The sequence below is a fragment of the Flavobacterium sp. N3904 genome (assembly GCF_025947305.1).
Lineage (GTDB): Bacteria > Bacteroidota > Bacteroidia > Flavobacteriales > Flavobacteriaceae > Flavobacterium.
In genome coordinates this window covers 2759644-2777383 of the sequence record NZ_CP110009.1, presented here as the reverse complement: position 1 = coordinate 2777383, position 17740 = coordinate 2759644, and the positions used below count along the sequence as shown (strand labels likewise).

Genomic DNA, 17740 nt, shown 5'->3' with positions numbered 1-17740 from the left:
TTTTAACAAAGGTACTCTTTATCATCAAAAAAACCATCAATTTTTGATTGATGGTTTTACAACAAAAAAGCTTAATAATTATTTATTCAAACATTTCCATTACTTCTTGACTGACTCCCATATTGGAGAATCCACCGTCATGCAATAAGTTTTGCAGAGTCACTTTTCTAGTTAAATCAGAAAACATAACAACAATATAGTCAGCACATTCTGCAGCTGTAGCGTTTCCTAGTGGAGACATTTTTTCAGCAAAAGCGATAAATCCTCCAAACCCTTTAACCCCTTGACCTGCACGTGTTGCTGTAGGCGATTGCGAAATCGTATTTACTCTCACTTTTTTGTCCCTGCCAAAGAAATACCCAAAACTACGCGCAATAGATTCCAGGAAAGCCTTATTGTCTGCCATATCATTATAATCTGGAAAAACACGCTGAGCTGCCATATAAGACAAGGCAATGATACTGCCCCATTCATTCATGGCATCTTTTTTATATAATACTTGCATTAGCTTATGAAAAGAAACCGCAGAAACATTCCAGCCTTTTTCAGTATATTCATAATTCTGATTGGTATAGTGATTCCCTTTTCGAACATTCACCGACATTCCGATTGAATGTAAAACAAAATCTATTTTACCACCAAGAATTTCAACTGCTTTGTCAACCAAAATTTCTAAATCTGTTACCGAAGTGGCATCAGCGGGAATAATTTGACATCCGATTTTTTGGGCTAATTTATCAATATCACCTAACCGCATTGCCGCAGGCGCATTGGTTAATACAAAAATCCCACCTTCTTCATGAATACGTTCAGCTGTTTTCCATGCAATAGAGTTTTCATCCAAAGCACCAAAAATGATACCTCTTTTACCTTTTAATAAATTATACATAAAAATATTATTTAAAATTAAATTATAAAAAAACACCTTATTTTCTTGATTTTAAACCATCAAGTAATAAGGTGTTTTTAAAATTATAAATATCCTAGATTCTAATTATCCAATACTTGGTATTGCAACCACTTCGTTTGTATCTGCTTTATAATCTACACCATCAAACCCAAAACCAAACAAATTATAGAAATCCTTTCTGTATCCTTCTAAATCTCCTAATTCTGCCAGATTTTCAGTTGTAGCTTCCAACCAAAGTTTTGCCACTTGAGCCTGAACATCTTCTCTCATTTCCCAATCATCAACTCGGATTCTACCTTTTTCATCAGTAATCATCGGTGCCCCAGTATACAATCTTTGTTGGTACAAACGTTGAATTTGTTCAATACAACCTTCATGAATTCCTTTTTCTTTCATTATTTTATACAATAAGGAAATATATAATGGAATAACCGGAATGGCAGAACTAGCTTGAGTTACCAAAGCCTTGTTTACAGAAACATACGCTTTACCATTTATATCGGCTAAGCTATCGGTAATTGTGAATGCTGTTGCCTCCAAGTGATCTTTGGCACGGCCAATTGTTCCTTTTCTGTAAACCGCCTCTGTTAATGATGGCCCAATATAAGAATAAGCAACGGTTGTAGCACCTGGAGCCAATAAATTTTCAGCTTTCAAAGCGTCAATCCACATAGCCCAATCTTCACCACCCATTACGGCAACTGTATTGGCAATATCTTCCTCATTACATGGTTCAATAGAAATATTTGAAACAATTCCTGTATGAAAATCAACTGTTTTATTTGTAAAAGTAGCTCCAATTGGTTTCAAAACAGAACGGTGTAAAACTCCAGTTTTAGGATTTAATCGCACTGGAGATGCTAAACTATAAATAATTAAATCAACTTGGCCTAAATCGGCTTTTATAAGATCTAATGTCTGTCTTTTTACTTCATTAGAAAAAGCGTCACCATTGATACTTTTTGCATACAAACCCGCTTTTTGAGCTTCTTGTTCAAAAGCAGCAGAATTGTACCACCCCGGAGAAGCTGTTTTGCCTTCTGCAGGTTCCTTTTCAAAGAACACACCAATTGTAGCGGCATTAGAACCAAAAGCACTCGTAATTCTAGAAGCCAACCCAAAACCTGTTGAAGCTCCAATAACCAATACTTTCTTGGCTCCGTCTATAGTTCCTTTTGATTTTACGTATTCAATTTGATTTTTAACACTTTGCTCACATCCTTTTGGTTGGGCTGTCAAACAAATAAATCCTCTCATTCTTGGTTCTATAATCATATTTAGTCTTACGTTAATTTATATTATAAGTTTTCAATTAATTGAATTTTTAAGCTTTAAAATTGAATGGGCAAATATAGTCCATTTATTTAGTTCAACAAGGCTTTTGCGTGATTTAAGGCAGAATCCGAAATAACAGTTCCTGATAACATTTGTGCAATTTCTGTGATTCTTTCTTCGCTGGTCAACAATTTTAATTCTGACTGAGTATCCTCACCAACAGTAGATTTAAACACTTTAAAATGTTCTGTTCCTTTAGCCGCAATTTGAGGTAAATGGGTTATGGCAAATATTTGCATATGACTGCTCATTACTTTCATAATTTCCCCCATTCTGTTGGCAATTTCCCCAGAAACACCAGTGTCAATCTCATCAAAAATCAATGTTGGCAGTTTTGAATATTGCGCTAAAATTGCTTTTACCGCAAGCATAATTCGGGACATTTCTCCTCCAGACGCCACTTTCTTTAACAATCCGAAATCGGTTCCTTTATTGGCCGAAATTAAAAATTGCAATTCGTCTTTTCCATTTTCCAAATACGTTGAAGCACTATTTAATTCCATTTGAAAACGCACATTCGGCATTCCCAAGGTTTCTAAAATAGCAATCAGTTTTTGTGACAAAAGAGGAATGGCCTCGAGTCTTTTTTGGTGAATGGTATCACAAATTTTATCGAGTTGTTTACTATTGTCATCAACTACTTCTGTCAGATTTATAATCTCATCATCAATATTCCCAAGTTCCAAAACAGTGTTCTCCAAATTCCTCTGGATGTCCAATAACTCATCGACCGAAATCACCTGATGCTTTTTTTGCAAGTTATAAATCAGTTGGAGTTTCTGGCCAATCAGATTTAACTGCTCCGGATCATTAATCAATTTTTCTGAACAACGATTCAATTCAATCGCAATATCTTCAAATTCAATTTTAAGGCTTGTTATTCTTTCAAATAATGTATGATAATCCGTTGAAAAAGATGCGATTTTTTGAATGGCATTTTTTATTTCATTCAAATTATGGGAAACACCAATTTGCTCTTCATTGGCAATTGCCAAAGATTTGTCTAATGATTCTTTGATAATCTCAACATTATTTAATTGCTCATAATCGGCTTCAAGCGTTTCCTGTTCACCTGATTTTAGTTTTGCAACAACCAATTCGTCCAAAAGAAATGCGTTGTATTCCTGTTCTTTAGAAGCTTCTCCTTTTCTTTTAAGCAAAGCGTTCAATCGAGACTTATGAGTTTTATACAATTTTAAAAGTCCCTGATATTCAAAAATTAGTTCCAGGTTATTGGCAATCGCATCTATAATTTTAAATTGCACATTCTCATCAGACAATTCCTGAGTTTGTTGTTGGGAATGAATATCAATTAAATAAAGACTCAATTCCTGCAATTCCTGAAGATTTACTGGACTGTCATTGATAAAAGCTCTTGATTTTCCGGATGGCAAAATTTCTCTGCGAATGATAGTGTCATTTTCATAATCTAAATCATTAGCTTCAAAAAAAGGTTTTAAATTGTATTTCGAAATTTCAAAATGAGCTTCAATAACACATTTTTCTTCTTTATTTTTGAGTGAAGTCAGATCAGCTCTTTTTCCCAAAGCCAAACCTAAAGCACCCAATATTATCGATTTACCGGCTCCCGTTTCACCCGTAATTATAGAAAAACCTTTAGAAAAATCAATAGTCAATTTTTCAATTAACGCATAGTTTTTTATCGACAGAGAAGTTATCATTTATGAATTTTTAAGTACAAATTGAATTAATATAATGCAATACTAATATAAAAATTAATATTTAATAGATTGCCATTTACTGGCATTCAAAGTAGATGTTTTGTTTAAACTGTCAACCATATCTGTTATTGGAATGCTTGGACCACCAGAAAAAATAGACACAATTTCGTCTGATTTTGAATCAAAAAATATTCTAACAAGATACGAATTGGGCTTTGTGGCATTCAACTTTTCCAAATTAATCAACGATCCCTTAATAATTTCTTTTGCTTTTTTTTGATCTTGATACATCAAATCTAAACCAGCATAATATTGATAGGTTGATTGTCTTATCTCATTATAAGTTGGAGACAATAAATCATTTATTAAAGTATATCGACTCAAAGGACCGTCAGATTGGTTCCAACCTTTATAACCGCCTTGTTGAGCAACATTTGCAATATTCAAAGCCTCTCCAAAATATTGATTTCCATAAAGAGGAATAAAAGTATCTGCATCCATTCCTAAAATTATATAGCAATAGTAAGAGATAACAGAAACCAAATTTGAATCAAAACTTGTGGGTACATATGTCAAATTCTCAAACTCCGTATAATTAAAAGTAAAATCTTTATCATTCAAGTTTAATACGGGAGATGAATAGGTAGAAAAATAGGCGTTTCTAGAAGACTGCACTTGAATATTGGCGATAAATTGATCCGAAGTATAATTTGAAACTGTTATATACATAGAACAATTCACTTTTTCTTTTTGTGACAAACTTTGTCCAGTCCAATCTGTTTTGTTTATAAACTCATTTAAGGCAGTTTCCAAAGTTTTAAAAACTTGCTGATTGGCATTGTTCATTTTATCGGTATTCAAAGTCACCGTGCAATTTAGCTGTTGTGCCTGAATAAAACCACAACCCATAAAAAAAAATAAAACAAATTTAATCATAAAAATGTGCTATTACTTTGTTTAAAATATCATCGGCAACGGCTTCCTTTGATTTCAGTTCCATCGGTTCAATATTGAAAGAACTATCAATAAAAGTGACTTTGTTGGTCGTTTTTCCAAATCCGGCTCCTTCATCTTGCAGCGAATTAAGAACTATCAAATCTAAGTTTTTTTTCTGGATTTTTGCTTTGGCATTTTCAATTTCATTTTCAGTTTCTAAAGCAAAGCCAATTAAGAACTGTTTTTCTTTAATTTCACCCAAAGAGGCGAGTATGTCTTTCGTTTTTTCTAATTTAATGGTAAAATCGTCAGCCGTTTTTTTGATTTTTTGAAGAGCAATATTTTTAGGTTTATAATCAGCAACAGCTGCTGCTGCAATTGCAACATCCACCCCATTAAAATTATCATGACAAGCCTCATACATGTCTTGTGCAGACACAACAGGTATAACTTTAATTAACGGATGGTTTATGTTAAGATGCGTAGGTCCAGAAATTAATATTACTGATGCACCTAGATTCGCAGCACTTTTAGCAATATCAAAACCCATTTTTCCTGAAGAATGATTTCCAATGAATCGAACGGGGTCTATTGCTTCGTAAGTTGGCCCTGCAGTGATGAGTATTTTTTTTCCTTTAAGTGGAAGTTTACTTTCGAGATCTGCTTCCAAAAAAGAAACTATATTTTCTGGTTCAGCCATTCTGCCTTCTCCAGACAAACCACTGGCCAGTTCTCCACTTTCGGCTGGAATCATAATATTCCCGTAACCTTTTAAAGTCTTGAAGCTATCCATTGTAGAAGGATGAATATACATATCCAAATCCATTGCTGGAGCAAAATAAACTGGACATTTTGCCGATAAATAACAGGCAATTAATAGATTATCGCACAATCCATTTGACATTTTAGACAATGTATTGGCTGTTGCCGGAGCAATGACCATCAAATCTGCCCAAAGTCCCAACTCAACATGGCTATTCCACTCTTCATTTTTTTCGTCTTTGTTGTAAAACTCCGAAAAAACAGGATTCTTGGATAAGGTCGATAAGGTAAGTGGGGTTATAAAATCCTTAGAAGCAGGTGTCATTATCACTTGGACATGTGCACCTGCTTTTATGAAGAGTCTAACTAATGAAGCCGTTTTATATGCAGCAATTCCGCCAGAAATGCCCAGCAAAATCTTTTTTCCGCTTAAAACTGACATTGTATAAATTATTTGTTGGCGTCTCTATGGTAGATTTTACCATCAAGCCATTCTTGTACAGCCAAAGCATGAGGCTTTGGAAGTTTTTCATAAAATTTTGAAACTTCGATTTGCTCTTTATTTTCAAAAACTTCTTCCAAACTATCATTATAAGTTGCAAATTCTTCCAGCTTCTCAGTTAATTCTTTTTTTATCTCAGAATTAATTTGATTTGCTCTTTTAGCCATAATTGTTATCGCCTCATACACATTTCCAGTTGGTTCCTCAATAACAGTTTTATTGTATGTTATTGTGTTTACTGGAGCATTTGTCTTTTTTAAATCCATGACTTTTTATTTATTATATTTTTGTAATTCTAAATCAATTTGAGCTGACATTTCATCTGCTTTTGTTTTATATTCTGTATTTGGCTTGAATTTAAGCAAGTTCAAATAATATGTTTTAGCAGCATTCAGCCTTTCTTCCATTTTTGAAGGAACACTATTTATTGCTAATGAATAAGCGGAATCAAACTTATAATACAATGCTTTTTCTTTATAAGGAGTTCCTGGGAAATCTGCAATGAAATTATCAAACGCAATAATAGCAGATTTATAATTTGATATTCTATTATATTCTAATGCATTTTCATACACCTTCTTTTCAATTTTATCACTTAACTTTCTGTATGTAGCATTTGCATCAGCAATATATGTTGAATTTGGATAGCGATCAATAAATCCTTGCATTTTCTCTAATGCTTTGTATGTATCGGTTTGATCTAGACTATAAACTGGAGAAAGCATCGAATAACTTTGAGCTCCTAAATAAGCACATTCTTCTGCTTTTTCACTTTTTGGATACCCCGAAACAAAACTATCAAATTGATAACCAGCTAAATAATATTGCTTTGTTTTATAACAAGCCTGAGAATACATATAAAACAATTTTTCTCCCGAAGGTTTACCACGGTAAGCTGGAGCTAATTGTTCAAATAAACGAATAGCTTTCGTATATTTTCCGGCATCATATAATTTTGTAGCAACATCAAACTTTACTGCAACATCTCCACTTTTTAAGGCACTTTGATATTCACTACAAGAGCAAAAAAAGAGAACAACAAGCAATACAGATATTATTTTTTTCATTTTTTTTACTTATTTTTATTTATTTGGATTAAATTAATCCACAATAAAAGACACCAAAGTTTTGGTGGCAAATTTAGTTATTAATTTAGCTATTACAAAATATTTCTTTGTTTAAAAAAAAGCGGCTATTTTCAACTGTTTTTATCAATATTTTTAATAAAATCACATAGTCCTTTTGATAAAGATTCGTCAACTGTAACCAAAGGCAATCTTACAACATTTTCAGAAATTCCCAATAATTTAAAGACTTCTTTGATACCGGCCGGATTACCTTGTTCAAAAATCATATCAATACAATCCGAAAGTAAATATTGGGATTTAAAAGCATCATCTACTTTTTTATTCAATCCCAAACGAATCATTTCGGAAAATTCTTTAGGAAAACCTTGGCCAATTACCGATATAACACCAGAACCACCAGCCAAAACTATTGGCAAAGCAATCATGTCATCACCAGAAATCACTAGAAAATCTTTTGGTTTATTCTTTAATATTTGCATGGCTTGAACCATATCTCCAGCAGCTTCCTTGATCGCTACAATATTTTCAAAATCATTTGCTAATCTTATTACCGTACTTGGCAACATATTGCTTGCAGTTCTTCCAGGAACATTATATAAAATTACTGGAATTGGCGAAGCCTCAGAAACTGCCTTGAAATGTTGATATATTCCTTCCTGTGTAGGTTTATTATAATATGGAGAAACGGAAAGAATTGCAGTAAAAGCAGATAGATCTCTAGTTTTTAATTCCTCAACAACTTTCAAAGTATCATTACCACCAACACCAAGAACTAAAGGCAATTTTCCTGAATTTACTTCAATCACGGTTTGAATCACCAACTCTTTTTCATCAGGAGATAATGTTGCATTTTCTGCAGTTGTGCCGAGCACGACTAAATATTCTATACCACCATCGATAGAAAAATTCACTATTCTTTTTAAGGCATCAATATCTATAGAAAAATCTTCTTTGAATGGAGTGATTAGGGCAACTCCTGTTCCTATTAATGATTGCATAATTTAAATTATATTTTGTTTAATATTTTTAGATATCTGAATAATTCTTGAGTAAAAACGGAATAATCTTGGGCATTAACAGCAATCATGAAATGATTTAATCTCTTGTCAATTGAAGAAAAACCAACCTTAAATTTTGCACTTGAATTATTTGTCAAAAGTAACAAAACTGGTTTTTCAATATCATAATAATTAATTAAAAGATCAAAATCTTCATTTATAAAAGCATTAATTTCTTTAAGGTTTATTCTTGCATTAAAATCGAAGTCCTTTAATCCAAATGTAGGATAAGTAAAAACTTCCTTTTTTTCAAAAGATTCTTTGTATAAAATAACTTTAATGTTATTGATGTCGATTCCATTTTTTACAATTTCATCGATTAATTTTTCTTTATAAAAAAAACAACTTTCATCAATAAACAATCCAACTGTTTTGATCGAACCCGAAAAATTATTTGCTTTGACATTGGTCAGGCTTTTTTTTATTTTTCTATTTAAAATTAGGTTCTTTAAATAATTTAAAAACATAGTACTTTTACAGGATTACAAATTTAAATAATTAAGTTGCATTTGAAATGGTAAATCTAAAAAAGTATAATGACGTTTTAAAACTTTTTGTTATATTCTTAACATTTTATTTTTTTAATTAATTATAGCAAAAAATATCAAATTCATCAATTGGATTTAGTGCATTTTTAAAAACCTTTATTTGTAAAGAAATTATAATTATTTTGTATAATGAAGAAATAATTAAAACCAATTAAATAGGCATCGCTTTTAACTTGAGAAAGATTAATAGAATTAAAAAAAATTAATTATCATTTAAATCTTCACTCACTTTATCTTTCTCTAATAAATAATTTACCATAAAAAAATAAGATAAAAACTGAGTGATAATACTAATTAACATAAAAGCATAATTATAAAAATAAAATTTATACAACACAAAAAAGATATCTGTAATTATAAAACAAATACACATTAACATGGCATTAAAAAAAGCATAACTTCCAATTTTGATGTAGTTTGTAATTGAAACGACACTCAAAATACTCAAAACTATACCAAAAAGTACGTATAATGAAAAATCCATCTCTAAGTTTTCAAGTTCTAAATTTAAAACGGAGTAACAAATACTTCCAATTCCAAGAATTAAAATAAAAATCGAAATACTATCTCTATAACTAAATTTCAGGTATTCAAAATCCTTTTGAGCTAAATATAAAAGCATAACATAAACCATCAAGACGCAAAAAAAAGCACCTTTTGGAGATTCACTAATATTTAGCGTCGTAAAAACATCTCTCACAAAAAGTAGCAGAAAAATTAATCCTTTAAAGAAAGTAATCTTATAATTATTTGATACAAAATAATAGATAAACAAAGAGGGAATTATAATTGACTTACCAAATAATACTAAACCATCATAGTCTAATAATTTAAATATCACAACCATAGCCGAAGTTGTAAAAAACAATATAAGAGATGGAGTACTAGCTTTCATTTAACATTGTAATAAATTGATCTTCTGAGATTATTGGCACATTAAGTTTATTTGCTTTTTCTAACTTAGCTGGACCCATATTATCACCTGCAACTACAAAATCAGTTTTTGCAGAAATTGAACTTCCAATTTTACCACCATTATCCTCAATCAAAGTCTTCAATTCGTCTCTAGAAAAAGTCGAAAAAACACCTGAAACGACAAATGTTTTTCCTAAGAATTTATTAGTTGCATTTGGATTTACTTTTTCGACAATTTCAAATTGTACGCCGTAACGTTTTAATCTTTCGATGATGATTTTATTATCAGTATTTTCAAAAAAGTCAATCACGCTTTGCGCAATTCTTTCTCCAATTTCATCTACCAAAATCAAATCCACGAGAGTTGCTTGTTGCAAAGCATCAATATTTTTATAATGTTTGGCCAGTTTTTTGGCAACAGTTTCTCCCACAAAACGAATACCGAGTGCAAACAAAACGCTTTCAAACGGAATTTCTTTTGATTTTTTAACTCCATTTACGAGATTTTCAGCTGATTTTTGCGCCATTCTGTCCAGAGGCAAAATTTGCTCTACTGTCAATTCATACAAATCGGCATAATTATGTAACAATCCGTTATTAAAAAGCAGCGCAACCGTTTCTCCTCCAAGACCTTCTATGTCCATAGCTTTTCGAGAAATATAATGCTGAATTCGCCCTATTATTTGAGGAGGACAGCCATAAAAATTAGGACAATAATGATTGGCCTCGCCTTCTCCTCGTATTAACTCAGTATTGCACTCAGGGCAATGAGTAATATATTGGGTAGGCTTTGAATTTTCGGTGCGTTTACTTAAATCTACGGCAATAATTTTAGGAATAATCTCCCCTCCTTTTTCAACAAAAACCGTGTCATTCACTCGAATATCTAATTTCTCAATCTGATCAGCATTATGCAAAGAAGCACGTTTTACAATCGTTCCTGCCAATTGAACAGGCTCCAGATTAGCAACTGGTGTAATAGCTCCTGTTCTTCCTACCTGATAGGAAATCGAATTTAATTTTGTTGAAACCTGTTCTGATTTGAATTTATATGCAATAGCCCATCTTGGTGATTTGGCAGTATATCCTAGTTCTTCCTGATGACGAAAATCATTTACTTTTATAACCACTCCATCTGTTTCATAAGGCAACTCATGACGATGAACATCCCAATATTCAATAAACTGAAAAACTTCATCCAGATTCTTAGTCAATTTTGCTTCAGCTGGCGCTTTAAACCCCCAATTTCTTGCTATTTCTAATCCTTCAAATTGAGAAGAAAAAGGCAAGTTTGGACCAATTAAAAAATAAAGCAAACAATCCAAAGGACGCTTGGCTACTTCGGCACTGTCTTGCAATTTTAAACTACCAGAAGCTGTATTTCTCGGGTTGGAATATGGAGTTTCTCCAATTTCTATTAAATCCTGATTCATTTTTTCAAATCCTGCAAAAGGCAAAATGATTTCTCCCCTAATAGCAAAGTGTTCGGGAAAATTTCCTTTCAACTGCAACGGAATTGATTTAATTGTTTTAATATTATTAGTTACATCATCGCCTTGAAAACCATCTCCACGAGTCACAGCACGTTTTAGCATTCCATTCTCATAAGTGATACTTATCGAAGCTCCATCATATTTTAATTCACAAGTATATTCTAAAGGAACATTCCCTAAAACCTTTTGAATTCTATTTTGCCAATCGATCAAATCTTCTTTAGAATAGGAATTGTCAAGTGAATACATCCGATATTCATGCGGAACAGTTTCAAAGTTTTTGGTTATAGTACCTCCTACACGTTGTGTTGGAGAATTAGCATCAAAAAATTCTGGATGTTTATTTTCTAAATCTTGAAGCTCCTTTAATTTCAAATCAAACTCATAATCCGATATAGTAGGATTATCCAATACATAATAACTATGATTGTGAAGATTAAGTTCTTCTCTAAGCGTTTGGATGGTCTGCTGTATATTCATATGAAGATTATATTTGCTTTTTTTTTGGTCATATGTAATTCGCATATCGCATATTAGTTTTTACTAACATTTTTCGGCATGCTCATTTCATAAAAAACAAAATTGCCTATTCTAGTCGATTAAATAATCTACTAAAATAACCAATTTTAACTTTAAAAATCAAATTTACGACTTGATAATCGTATTAATTTGATTGTATAATTGTCCATCACTCAAAAAAGACCCTTGCTGAATCAATTGAAAAATCGAAAGATTACGTTCTTCGGTAAATTCTTTTTTTCCCACTTTCATTTCAATTGTTTCTGTAAACATATTGTCACTAAGCCATTGCAAACCTTCTTTAGTCAAAAAGTCGGTTTCGGGAACCAATGATTTTAAAACAATTGATTGCACATGATTTTCGAAACAATGAAATAGAAAAATATGATTTTTCGAGAAAAACTCTAAATATTCTGCTTTAGACAGCACGCCTTCCCAAACCAAATCTGAAAAAACGTCAAGTTCTTGCTCAGCAACTTCTGGTTTTTCGGCTTTGATTTGATCCCATTCGGCTTTATCAATTGCCTGGGTTGCCAAAAAGTTAGTAAATTCTTGTGTTAACTCTTCAAATTGTTCTTTTGTTAATCTAGCGTATTTCATTTACAATTTTAGATTTTAAATTTTAGATTATAGTGTGAAGCATCAACATAAATATTCTAAATTAAATTAAACAAAAAAAAATCCCAATCTCGTTTTACAACGGAATGGGATTTTAAAATATTGATTTAGAAATTATGCTTGTTCAGCAACAATTTCGTATGGCAATTCGATAATAACATCTCTGTGCAATCTTACAGTAGCAGCATATTTACCAGTACGTTTTACAATTCCAGAAGTGATAAATTTTCTGTCAATTACTTGACCACCTTTAGCCAAAGCTTCAGCGATGTCAATGTTTGTAATAGAACCAAATAATTTTTCACCACCTGCTTTTGCAGCGATTTTAATTTCGATAGCTTTCAAAGTTTCAGCCAATGCTTTTGCATCGTTTACTACTTTAGCTTCTTTGTGCGCTCTTTGTTTTAGGTTTTCAGCCAATACTTTCTTTGCAGAAGCAGTTGCTAAATGAGCGTGTCCTTGTGGAATTAAAAAATTACGACCGTATCCGTTTTTTACAGAAACGATATCATCTTTAAATCCTAAATTTTGAACGTCTTGTCTTAAAATAAGTTCCATGTTGTTGTCCTTTTTTATAGAAGTTAGGTTTCATGTTTCAGAAAACCAACAACTGTTAATTTTTATTATTTTAGTAAATCAGCCACATATGGCATTAAAGCTAAGTGACGTGCTCTTTTTACAGCTACAGACACTTTTCTTTGGTATTTTAATGAAGTTCCTGTTAAACGACGAGGAAGAATTTTTCCTTGTTCGTTAACGAATTTCAATAAGAAATCAGCATCTTTATAATCAATATATTTGATACCTGATTTTTTGAAACGACAATACTTTTTAGTTTTGTTGGTTTCTATGTTCAAAGGCGTAAGATATCTGATATCCCCGTCTTTTTTTCCTGAAGCAGATTGTTGTAATGTTGCCATGATAATTAAGCTTTTTGAGATTTAAGTTTTGCTCTTCTTCTTTCAGCCCAAGAGATAGCATGTTTGTCAAGACTTACAGTTAAGAAACGCATAACTCTTTCGTCACGTCTAAATTCAGTTTCAAAAGCGATAAGAACCTCACCAGCTACTTTGAATTCGAATAAGTGATAAAAACCACTTTTTTTGTTTTGAATTTCGTAAGCCATTTTTTTAAGACCCCAGTCTTCTTTCGATACCATTTCTGCTCCTCTACTAGTAAGAAAATCTTCAAATTTGCTTACTGTTTCCTTTACCTGAACTTCAGATAAAACGGGATTTAAAATGAAAACAGTTTCATAATGATTCATAAATATTTATTTATTTGTTAATTTGGGTGCAAAAGTAATGTTTTATTTTAAACAAACAAGTACAAATCAACTTTAATCGACGAATGGTGAAAAAAAACAGGTTTTTTTACTTATTATAAAAAAAAATAAACTATTTTTACTCTACCAAATCAAAAATTTGACATTATGAAACTAAACTGTGTAGTCGTAGATGATAGTTCAATACAAAGAATGATTATAGCAAAATTAGTAAACAATCATACCAATCTAAACCTAATAGGAGATTTCTCGAATGCAATTGAAGCTAAAAGTTGCATGACTGTACATAACGTAGATTTGATATTTCTTGATATTGAGATGCCTGTTATTAGTGGTTTTGATTTTCTTGATGGTTTAAAAACAAAACCTCAGATTATATTTGTCACCTCTAAGGCCGAATATGCTATGAAGGCCTTTGATTATGACGCAACTGATTATTTGCAAAAACCAATTTCTATTGAACGTTTTAATGCTTCTGTACGAAGAGCGATTGATCAATTTCTTCTAAAGAAAGAAAATAAGGAAGACGAAGGCGAACATATTTTTATCAAAAGCAACCTCAAAAAATTAAAGATTTTTACTTCTAAAATTAAATGGATTGAAGCTTTTGGAGATTATGTAAAAGTAGTTACCGAAGATGATAGCAATCTGGTTCTTTCAACGATGAAATCTTTTGAAAATGACTTATCTAAAGAAAAATTTATAAGGGTTCACAAATCTTTTATTGTTAACATTGACAAAATTGACCGTTTCAACAGCAAATTTGCCGAAATTGGAGTAACAAAAATTCCTTTGAGTCGCAATAAGAAAGAAGACCTTGTTAAAGCACTTGCCTATTCATAAACTTTACTCTAATAAAAATCGACGTTTGTCGTTACTCGTATAGCTCTATATTGAGCCACTGCCTCAAAACTATTCAATATTTTCTGAATAGTTTTTTTTGTGCTTCCAATTGGCGTATTTTGAGGTATTTTGATAATTATATTGCGAATGTATTCATTGCGAATTCTACTAATAACAGGTTCTTCGGGTCCCAACACAGGCAGATTAAGATTTTGGCTTAAAACATTGTACAACCACATTGACCCTTCTTTGAGCTTATCAAAATCTCGTTGTTTCAAGGTTAATTTTATTATTCTGAAGTAAGGTGGGTATTTATAAATTTGCCTATCATACAATTGCTCTTTATACATTCCATTATAATCAGTATTGGTAACTTGCTGTATTGTGTTGTGATTGGGATTGTACGTTTGTATAATAACTTTCCCTCTTTTCTCTGATCGACCGGCACGTCCTGCAACCTGCGTCATCATTTGAAAACTGCGTTCGAAAGCTCTAAAATCAGGGTGATAGAGCATATTATCGGCATTCATTATCCCGACCAAATTGACATTGTCAAAATCCAATCCTTTGGCAAGCATTTGTGTACCTACCAAAATATCAAATTCTCGATTCTTGAAACTGTCAATGATTTTTTCAAAACCAAATTTTCCTCGTGTTGTATCCTGATCCATTCGTCCGATTTTGGCATTTGGAAAAATAGCAATTAATTCTTGCTCAATTTGCTCTGTCCCAAAACCTTTGGTAGTCAAGTCAATGCTAGAGCATGCATGACAAAGAGTAGGATTTGCCATAGAATATCCACAATAATGACATCGCAACTGGTTCTTATGTTTGTGATAGGTCAAACTTACATCACATTGCTCGCAATGCGGCACATGCCCACAAGTTATACATTCTATAATTGGCGAATAGCCTCTTCTGTTTTGAAACAAAATAACTTGCTCCCCTAATGTCAGAGCTGTTGTGATTTCTTCAATTAAAGTATCGCTAAAATGACCGTTCATTTTTTTGCGGAAATATTTGTCTTTTAAATCCACCAATGCAATTTCGGGCATCATTACATTCCCAAAACGTTCGGTAATTTCAACATAACCATATTTATCTGATTTTGCATTAAAAAAGGTTTCGATACTTGGAGTTGCCGAACCTAAAAGTACTTTAGCCTGATGCGAATTGGCCAAAACTATTGCAGCGTCCCGAGCATGATAACGTGGTGCCGGATCCGACTGTTTAAAAGTTTGTTCATGCTCTTCGTCAATAATGATAAAACCTAAATCCTGAAAGGGCAAAAACAAAGCCGATCTGGCCCCGATAACAATTTGGGCTTTGTCAGCATTTTGCAACACTTGATTCCAAACTTCAATTCTTTCATTATTATTATATTTTGAATGAAAAACAGCCACTTTATTTCCGAAATGCGCTCGCAATCTGGAAACCAATTGTGTTGTCAAAGCAATTTCGGGCAACAAATACAACACCTGTTTTCCCGTAGCCAAATATTCTTCTATAAGTTTGATATAAATTTCGGTCTTACCGCTCGAAGTAACTCCTTGCAAAAGACATACTGCTTTTTGCTTGAAACTTGCTTTTACGGATTCAAAAGCAAATTGTTGCGCATTGCTCAATTGCAAATCATCTTCTCGCCCTTTACCCGAAAAATTTATTCGATCTTCTTGCAAAAAATATTCCTCAAAAATTTCTTTATCTACCAATGCTTTCACAATTGCAGGAGAAGATTGTGCTGCTTCGACTAATCTTTTTACAGTAATCGGTTTTTTTTCGGATGCGCTTAACTGGAAATAATTTAAAACTATTTCTTTTTGTTTATTGGCACTTTTTAAAACCTCGAGCAAATCCTTTAAGCCTTCGTTAGTATCATATTTGGAATGTAATCGCACGTACCGTACCAATTTTGGTTTGTAACTTTCTTGAACTTCTTCCTGTAATACCAGAATATTTTTATCAATCAATTTTTGTATTACAGGAAAAATATTCTTTTTGTTGAGAATTGCAGTTATGTCTAGAATCTTCAACGAACTTTGCTGTTGCAAAGCCTCATAAACCAAATATTCATCATCCGATAGCAGACTTTCATCAACAAAGGAATCGCTTTTTTTTGTTATTAGAGTTTCACTTTCCAATAACAATCCACTTGGCATAGCACCACGGTACACATCTCCAATTGCACACATATAATAATCGGCTATCCAAATCCAATGTGCAATTTGAAATTCTGTTACTACAGGGAAATCATCTAAAATTTGATGTATCTCTTTGGCTTCGTATAAAGTGGGTTTGTTATTGTGAATTTCAATCACCAAAGCCGTGTAGATCTTGCTTTTACCAAAAGGCACCGCAACCCTCATTCCTTTTTTTATAAAAAGAAATTCAGCTTCAGATACACTATACGTAAATGTTTTGGCTAAAGAAAGCGGTAAAATGACTTCGACGAAATACATGTAAAGATTTTATTCTCTGTAAAATTACTTTTTATTTAATTCAACAGACGCATTATTTTTATATTCCTGAACCAATTTTAAAGTATGGTCCAAAGACCCTGTATCTGTCCAATCTTCGTGACCCGGAATAATATATTTTGGGTTTTTAAATTTTGCCTGAACTTTTTTAATGGATTTCTCCCACTCATTCACATTGGCATCCCCCAAATAACCTAAATCTTTTGCATCAGTACTTTTAACAAAACATCCTCCATAAAGTACTTTTTCTTTATCAAACCACACTACAATATTATCTAGCGCATGCCCCTTCCCCGGATAATACACTTCAAATTTATATTCTCCAACTTTAAAAATAGTATCATTCGGAATTACAAATTCGGCTCTTTTTTCATTTTTATTTTTTAGAATGGCGTCAGTTAATTTTATAGTATACGTTTTAATTCCGTTTTTTCTAAAAAATTCCAAACCTCCAGCGCGATCATCATGAGAATGTGTTGCAAAACACATCACAACATCTTTATTGTGCTTAGATTTTATACTATCTAACAGTGGCTGAAATTGCGATTTATCCCAAGGAGCATCAAATAAAACAACACCTTTATCCGTAACCAGATACATGGCGTTTGCTGAAATCAGAGTTCCTTTATAATCATGAAAAGTTTTATAAACATAAAAGTCACCTATAAGATGACTTATTTGCAAAGGCGAATTTTCAGATTGTCCAAAACTATTTGACAGTATTGTGAAAAATAAAATTATTGCTGCTACTTTTCTCATTTTATATTTA

The 17740-nt window shown here is 32.2% G+C and carries 18 protein-coding genes; 1 reads left to right on the top strand and 17 read right to left on the bottom strand.

Annotation, left to right across the window (positions count from 1 at the left end; all coding sequences use genetic code 11):
• Nucleotides 1–82 precede the first annotated feature (82 nt).
• The 15 genes from OLM57_RS11805 to rpsF form a co-directional block, all read right to left on the bottom strand.
• Nucleotides 83–889: an enoyl-ACP reductase gene (locus tag OLM57_RS11805; RefSeq protein WP_264563894.1), complete on the bottom strand. Its 807-nt coding sequence runs from the start codon at nucleotides 887–889 to the stop codon at nucleotides 83–85.
• A gap of 105 nt (nucleotides 890–994) precedes the next feature.
• Complete coding sequence (gene fabV, locus OLM57_RS11800; RefSeq protein WP_264563893.1) at nucleotides 995–2185, bottom strand: enoyl-ACP reductase FabV; 1191 nt, start codon at nucleotides 2183–2185, stop codon at nucleotides 995–997.
• Nucleotides 2186–2274: 89 nt separating this feature from the next.
• Entirely contained in the window at nucleotides 2275–3927 is a 1653-nt protein-coding gene (gene recN / locus OLM57_RS11795; RefSeq protein ID WP_264563892.1) for a DNA repair protein RecN, read from the bottom strand.
• 54 nt (nucleotides 3928–3981) lie between these two features.
• On the bottom strand, nucleotides 3982–4863 hold the full coding sequence (locus OLM57_RS11790) for a DUF4835 family protein (RefSeq protein WP_264563891.1): 882 nt from the start codon (nucleotides 4861–4863) through the stop codon (nucleotides 3982–3984).
• Nucleotides 4856–6067, bottom strand: coding sequence for a bifunctional phosphopantothenoylcysteine decarboxylase/phosphopantothenate--cysteine ligase CoaBC (coaBC, locus tag OLM57_RS11785; RefSeq protein ID WP_264563890.1), 1212 nt, complete (start codon nucleotides 6065–6067; stop codon nucleotides 4856–4858). The genes OLM57_RS11790 and coaBC overlap by 8 nt, the downstream gene beginning before the upstream one ends.
• Before the next feature lie 8 nt (nucleotides 6068–6075).
• On the bottom strand, nucleotides 6076–6393 hold the full coding sequence (locus tag OLM57_RS11780; protein ID WP_116761231.1) for a DNA-directed RNA polymerase subunit omega: 318 nt from the start codon (nucleotides 6391–6393) through the stop codon (nucleotides 6076–6078).
• A 6-nt stretch (nucleotides 6394–6399) separates the two neighbouring features.
• The gene (locus tag OLM57_RS11775; protein ID WP_264563889.1) at nucleotides 6400–7194 is read right to left on the bottom strand and encodes an outer membrane protein assembly factor BamD; all 795 of its coding nucleotides are present in this window, start codon (nucleotides 7192–7194) and stop codon (nucleotides 6400–6402) included.
• Between the two features lie 131 nt (nucleotides 7195–7325).
• Nucleotides 7326–8213: a 4-hydroxy-tetrahydrodipicolinate synthase gene (dapA, locus tag OLM57_RS11770; protein ID WP_264563888.1), complete on the bottom strand. Its 888-nt coding sequence runs from the start codon at nucleotides 8211–8213 to the stop codon at nucleotides 7326–7328.
• An 8-nt stretch (nucleotides 8214–8221) separates the two neighbouring features.
• Nucleotides 8222–8740 carry a DUF6913 domain-containing protein gene (locus tag OLM57_RS11765; protein ID WP_264563887.1) on the bottom strand — a complete coding sequence of 173 codons (519 nt, stop codon included), beginning with the start codon at nucleotides 8738–8740 and terminating at the stop codon, nucleotides 8222–8224.
• 283 nt (nucleotides 8741–9023) lie between these two features.
• Nucleotides 9024–9716, bottom strand: coding sequence for a hypothetical protein (locus OLM57_RS11760; protein WP_264563886.1), 693 nt, complete (start codon nucleotides 9714–9716; stop codon nucleotides 9024–9026).
• On the bottom strand, nucleotides 9706–11709 hold the full coding sequence (gene ligA / locus OLM57_RS11755) for an NAD-dependent DNA ligase LigA (RefSeq protein ID WP_264566905.1): 2004 nt from the start codon (nucleotides 11707–11709) through the stop codon (nucleotides 9706–9708). The genes OLM57_RS11760 and ligA overlap by 11 nt, the downstream gene beginning before the upstream one ends.
• A 165-nt stretch (nucleotides 11710–11874) precedes the next feature.
• A complete protein-coding gene (locus OLM57_RS11750; protein WP_264563885.1) occupies nucleotides 11875–12348 on the bottom strand; it encodes a DUF6495 family protein in 474 nt (157 codons plus the stop codon).
• Nucleotides 12349–12480: 132 nt separating this feature from the next.
• A complete protein-coding gene (gene rplI, locus OLM57_RS11745) occupies nucleotides 12481–12924 on the bottom strand; it encodes a 50S ribosomal protein L9 (protein ID WP_264563884.1) in 444 nt (147 codons plus the stop codon).
• A gap of 65 nt (nucleotides 12925–12989) precedes the next feature.
• On the bottom strand, nucleotides 12990–13286 hold the full coding sequence (gene rpsR / locus OLM57_RS11740; RefSeq protein WP_007138295.1) for a 30S ribosomal protein S18: 297 nt from the start codon (nucleotides 13284–13286) through the stop codon (nucleotides 12990–12992).
• Nucleotides 13287–13291: 5 nt separating this feature from the next.
• A complete protein-coding gene (gene rpsF, locus OLM57_RS11735; protein ID WP_103806287.1) occupies nucleotides 13292–13633 on the bottom strand; it encodes a 30S ribosomal protein S6 in 342 nt (113 codons plus the stop codon).
• 165 nt (nucleotides 13634–13798) lie between these two features.
• On the opposite strand from rpsF, the gene OLM57_RS11730 reads away from it, so the two are divergent.
• Nucleotides 13799–14494: a LytR/AlgR family response regulator transcription factor gene (locus OLM57_RS11730; RefSeq protein ID WP_264563883.1), complete on the top strand. Its 696-nt coding sequence runs from the start codon at nucleotides 13799–13801 to the stop codon at nucleotides 14492–14494.
• 8 nt (nucleotides 14495–14502) lie between these two features.
• Here OLM57_RS11730 and priA read toward each other — a convergent pair whose 3' ends face one another.
• Together priA and bla-B1-FLAV are read right to left on the bottom strand one after the other, a co-directional pair.
• Nucleotides 14503–16953 carry a primosomal protein N' gene (gene priA, locus OLM57_RS11725; protein ID WP_264563882.1) on the bottom strand — a complete coding sequence of 817 codons (2451 nt, stop codon included), beginning with the start codon at nucleotides 16951–16953 and terminating at the stop codon, nucleotides 14503–14505.
• Between the two features lie 24 nt (nucleotides 16954–16977).
• A complete protein-coding gene (gene bla-B1-FLAV / locus OLM57_RS11720) occupies nucleotides 16978–17730 on the bottom strand; it encodes a subclass B1 metallo-beta-lactamase (RefSeq protein ID WP_264563881.1) in 753 nt (250 codons plus the stop codon).
• Between the last annotated feature and the right edge of the window lie 10 nt (nucleotides 17731–17740).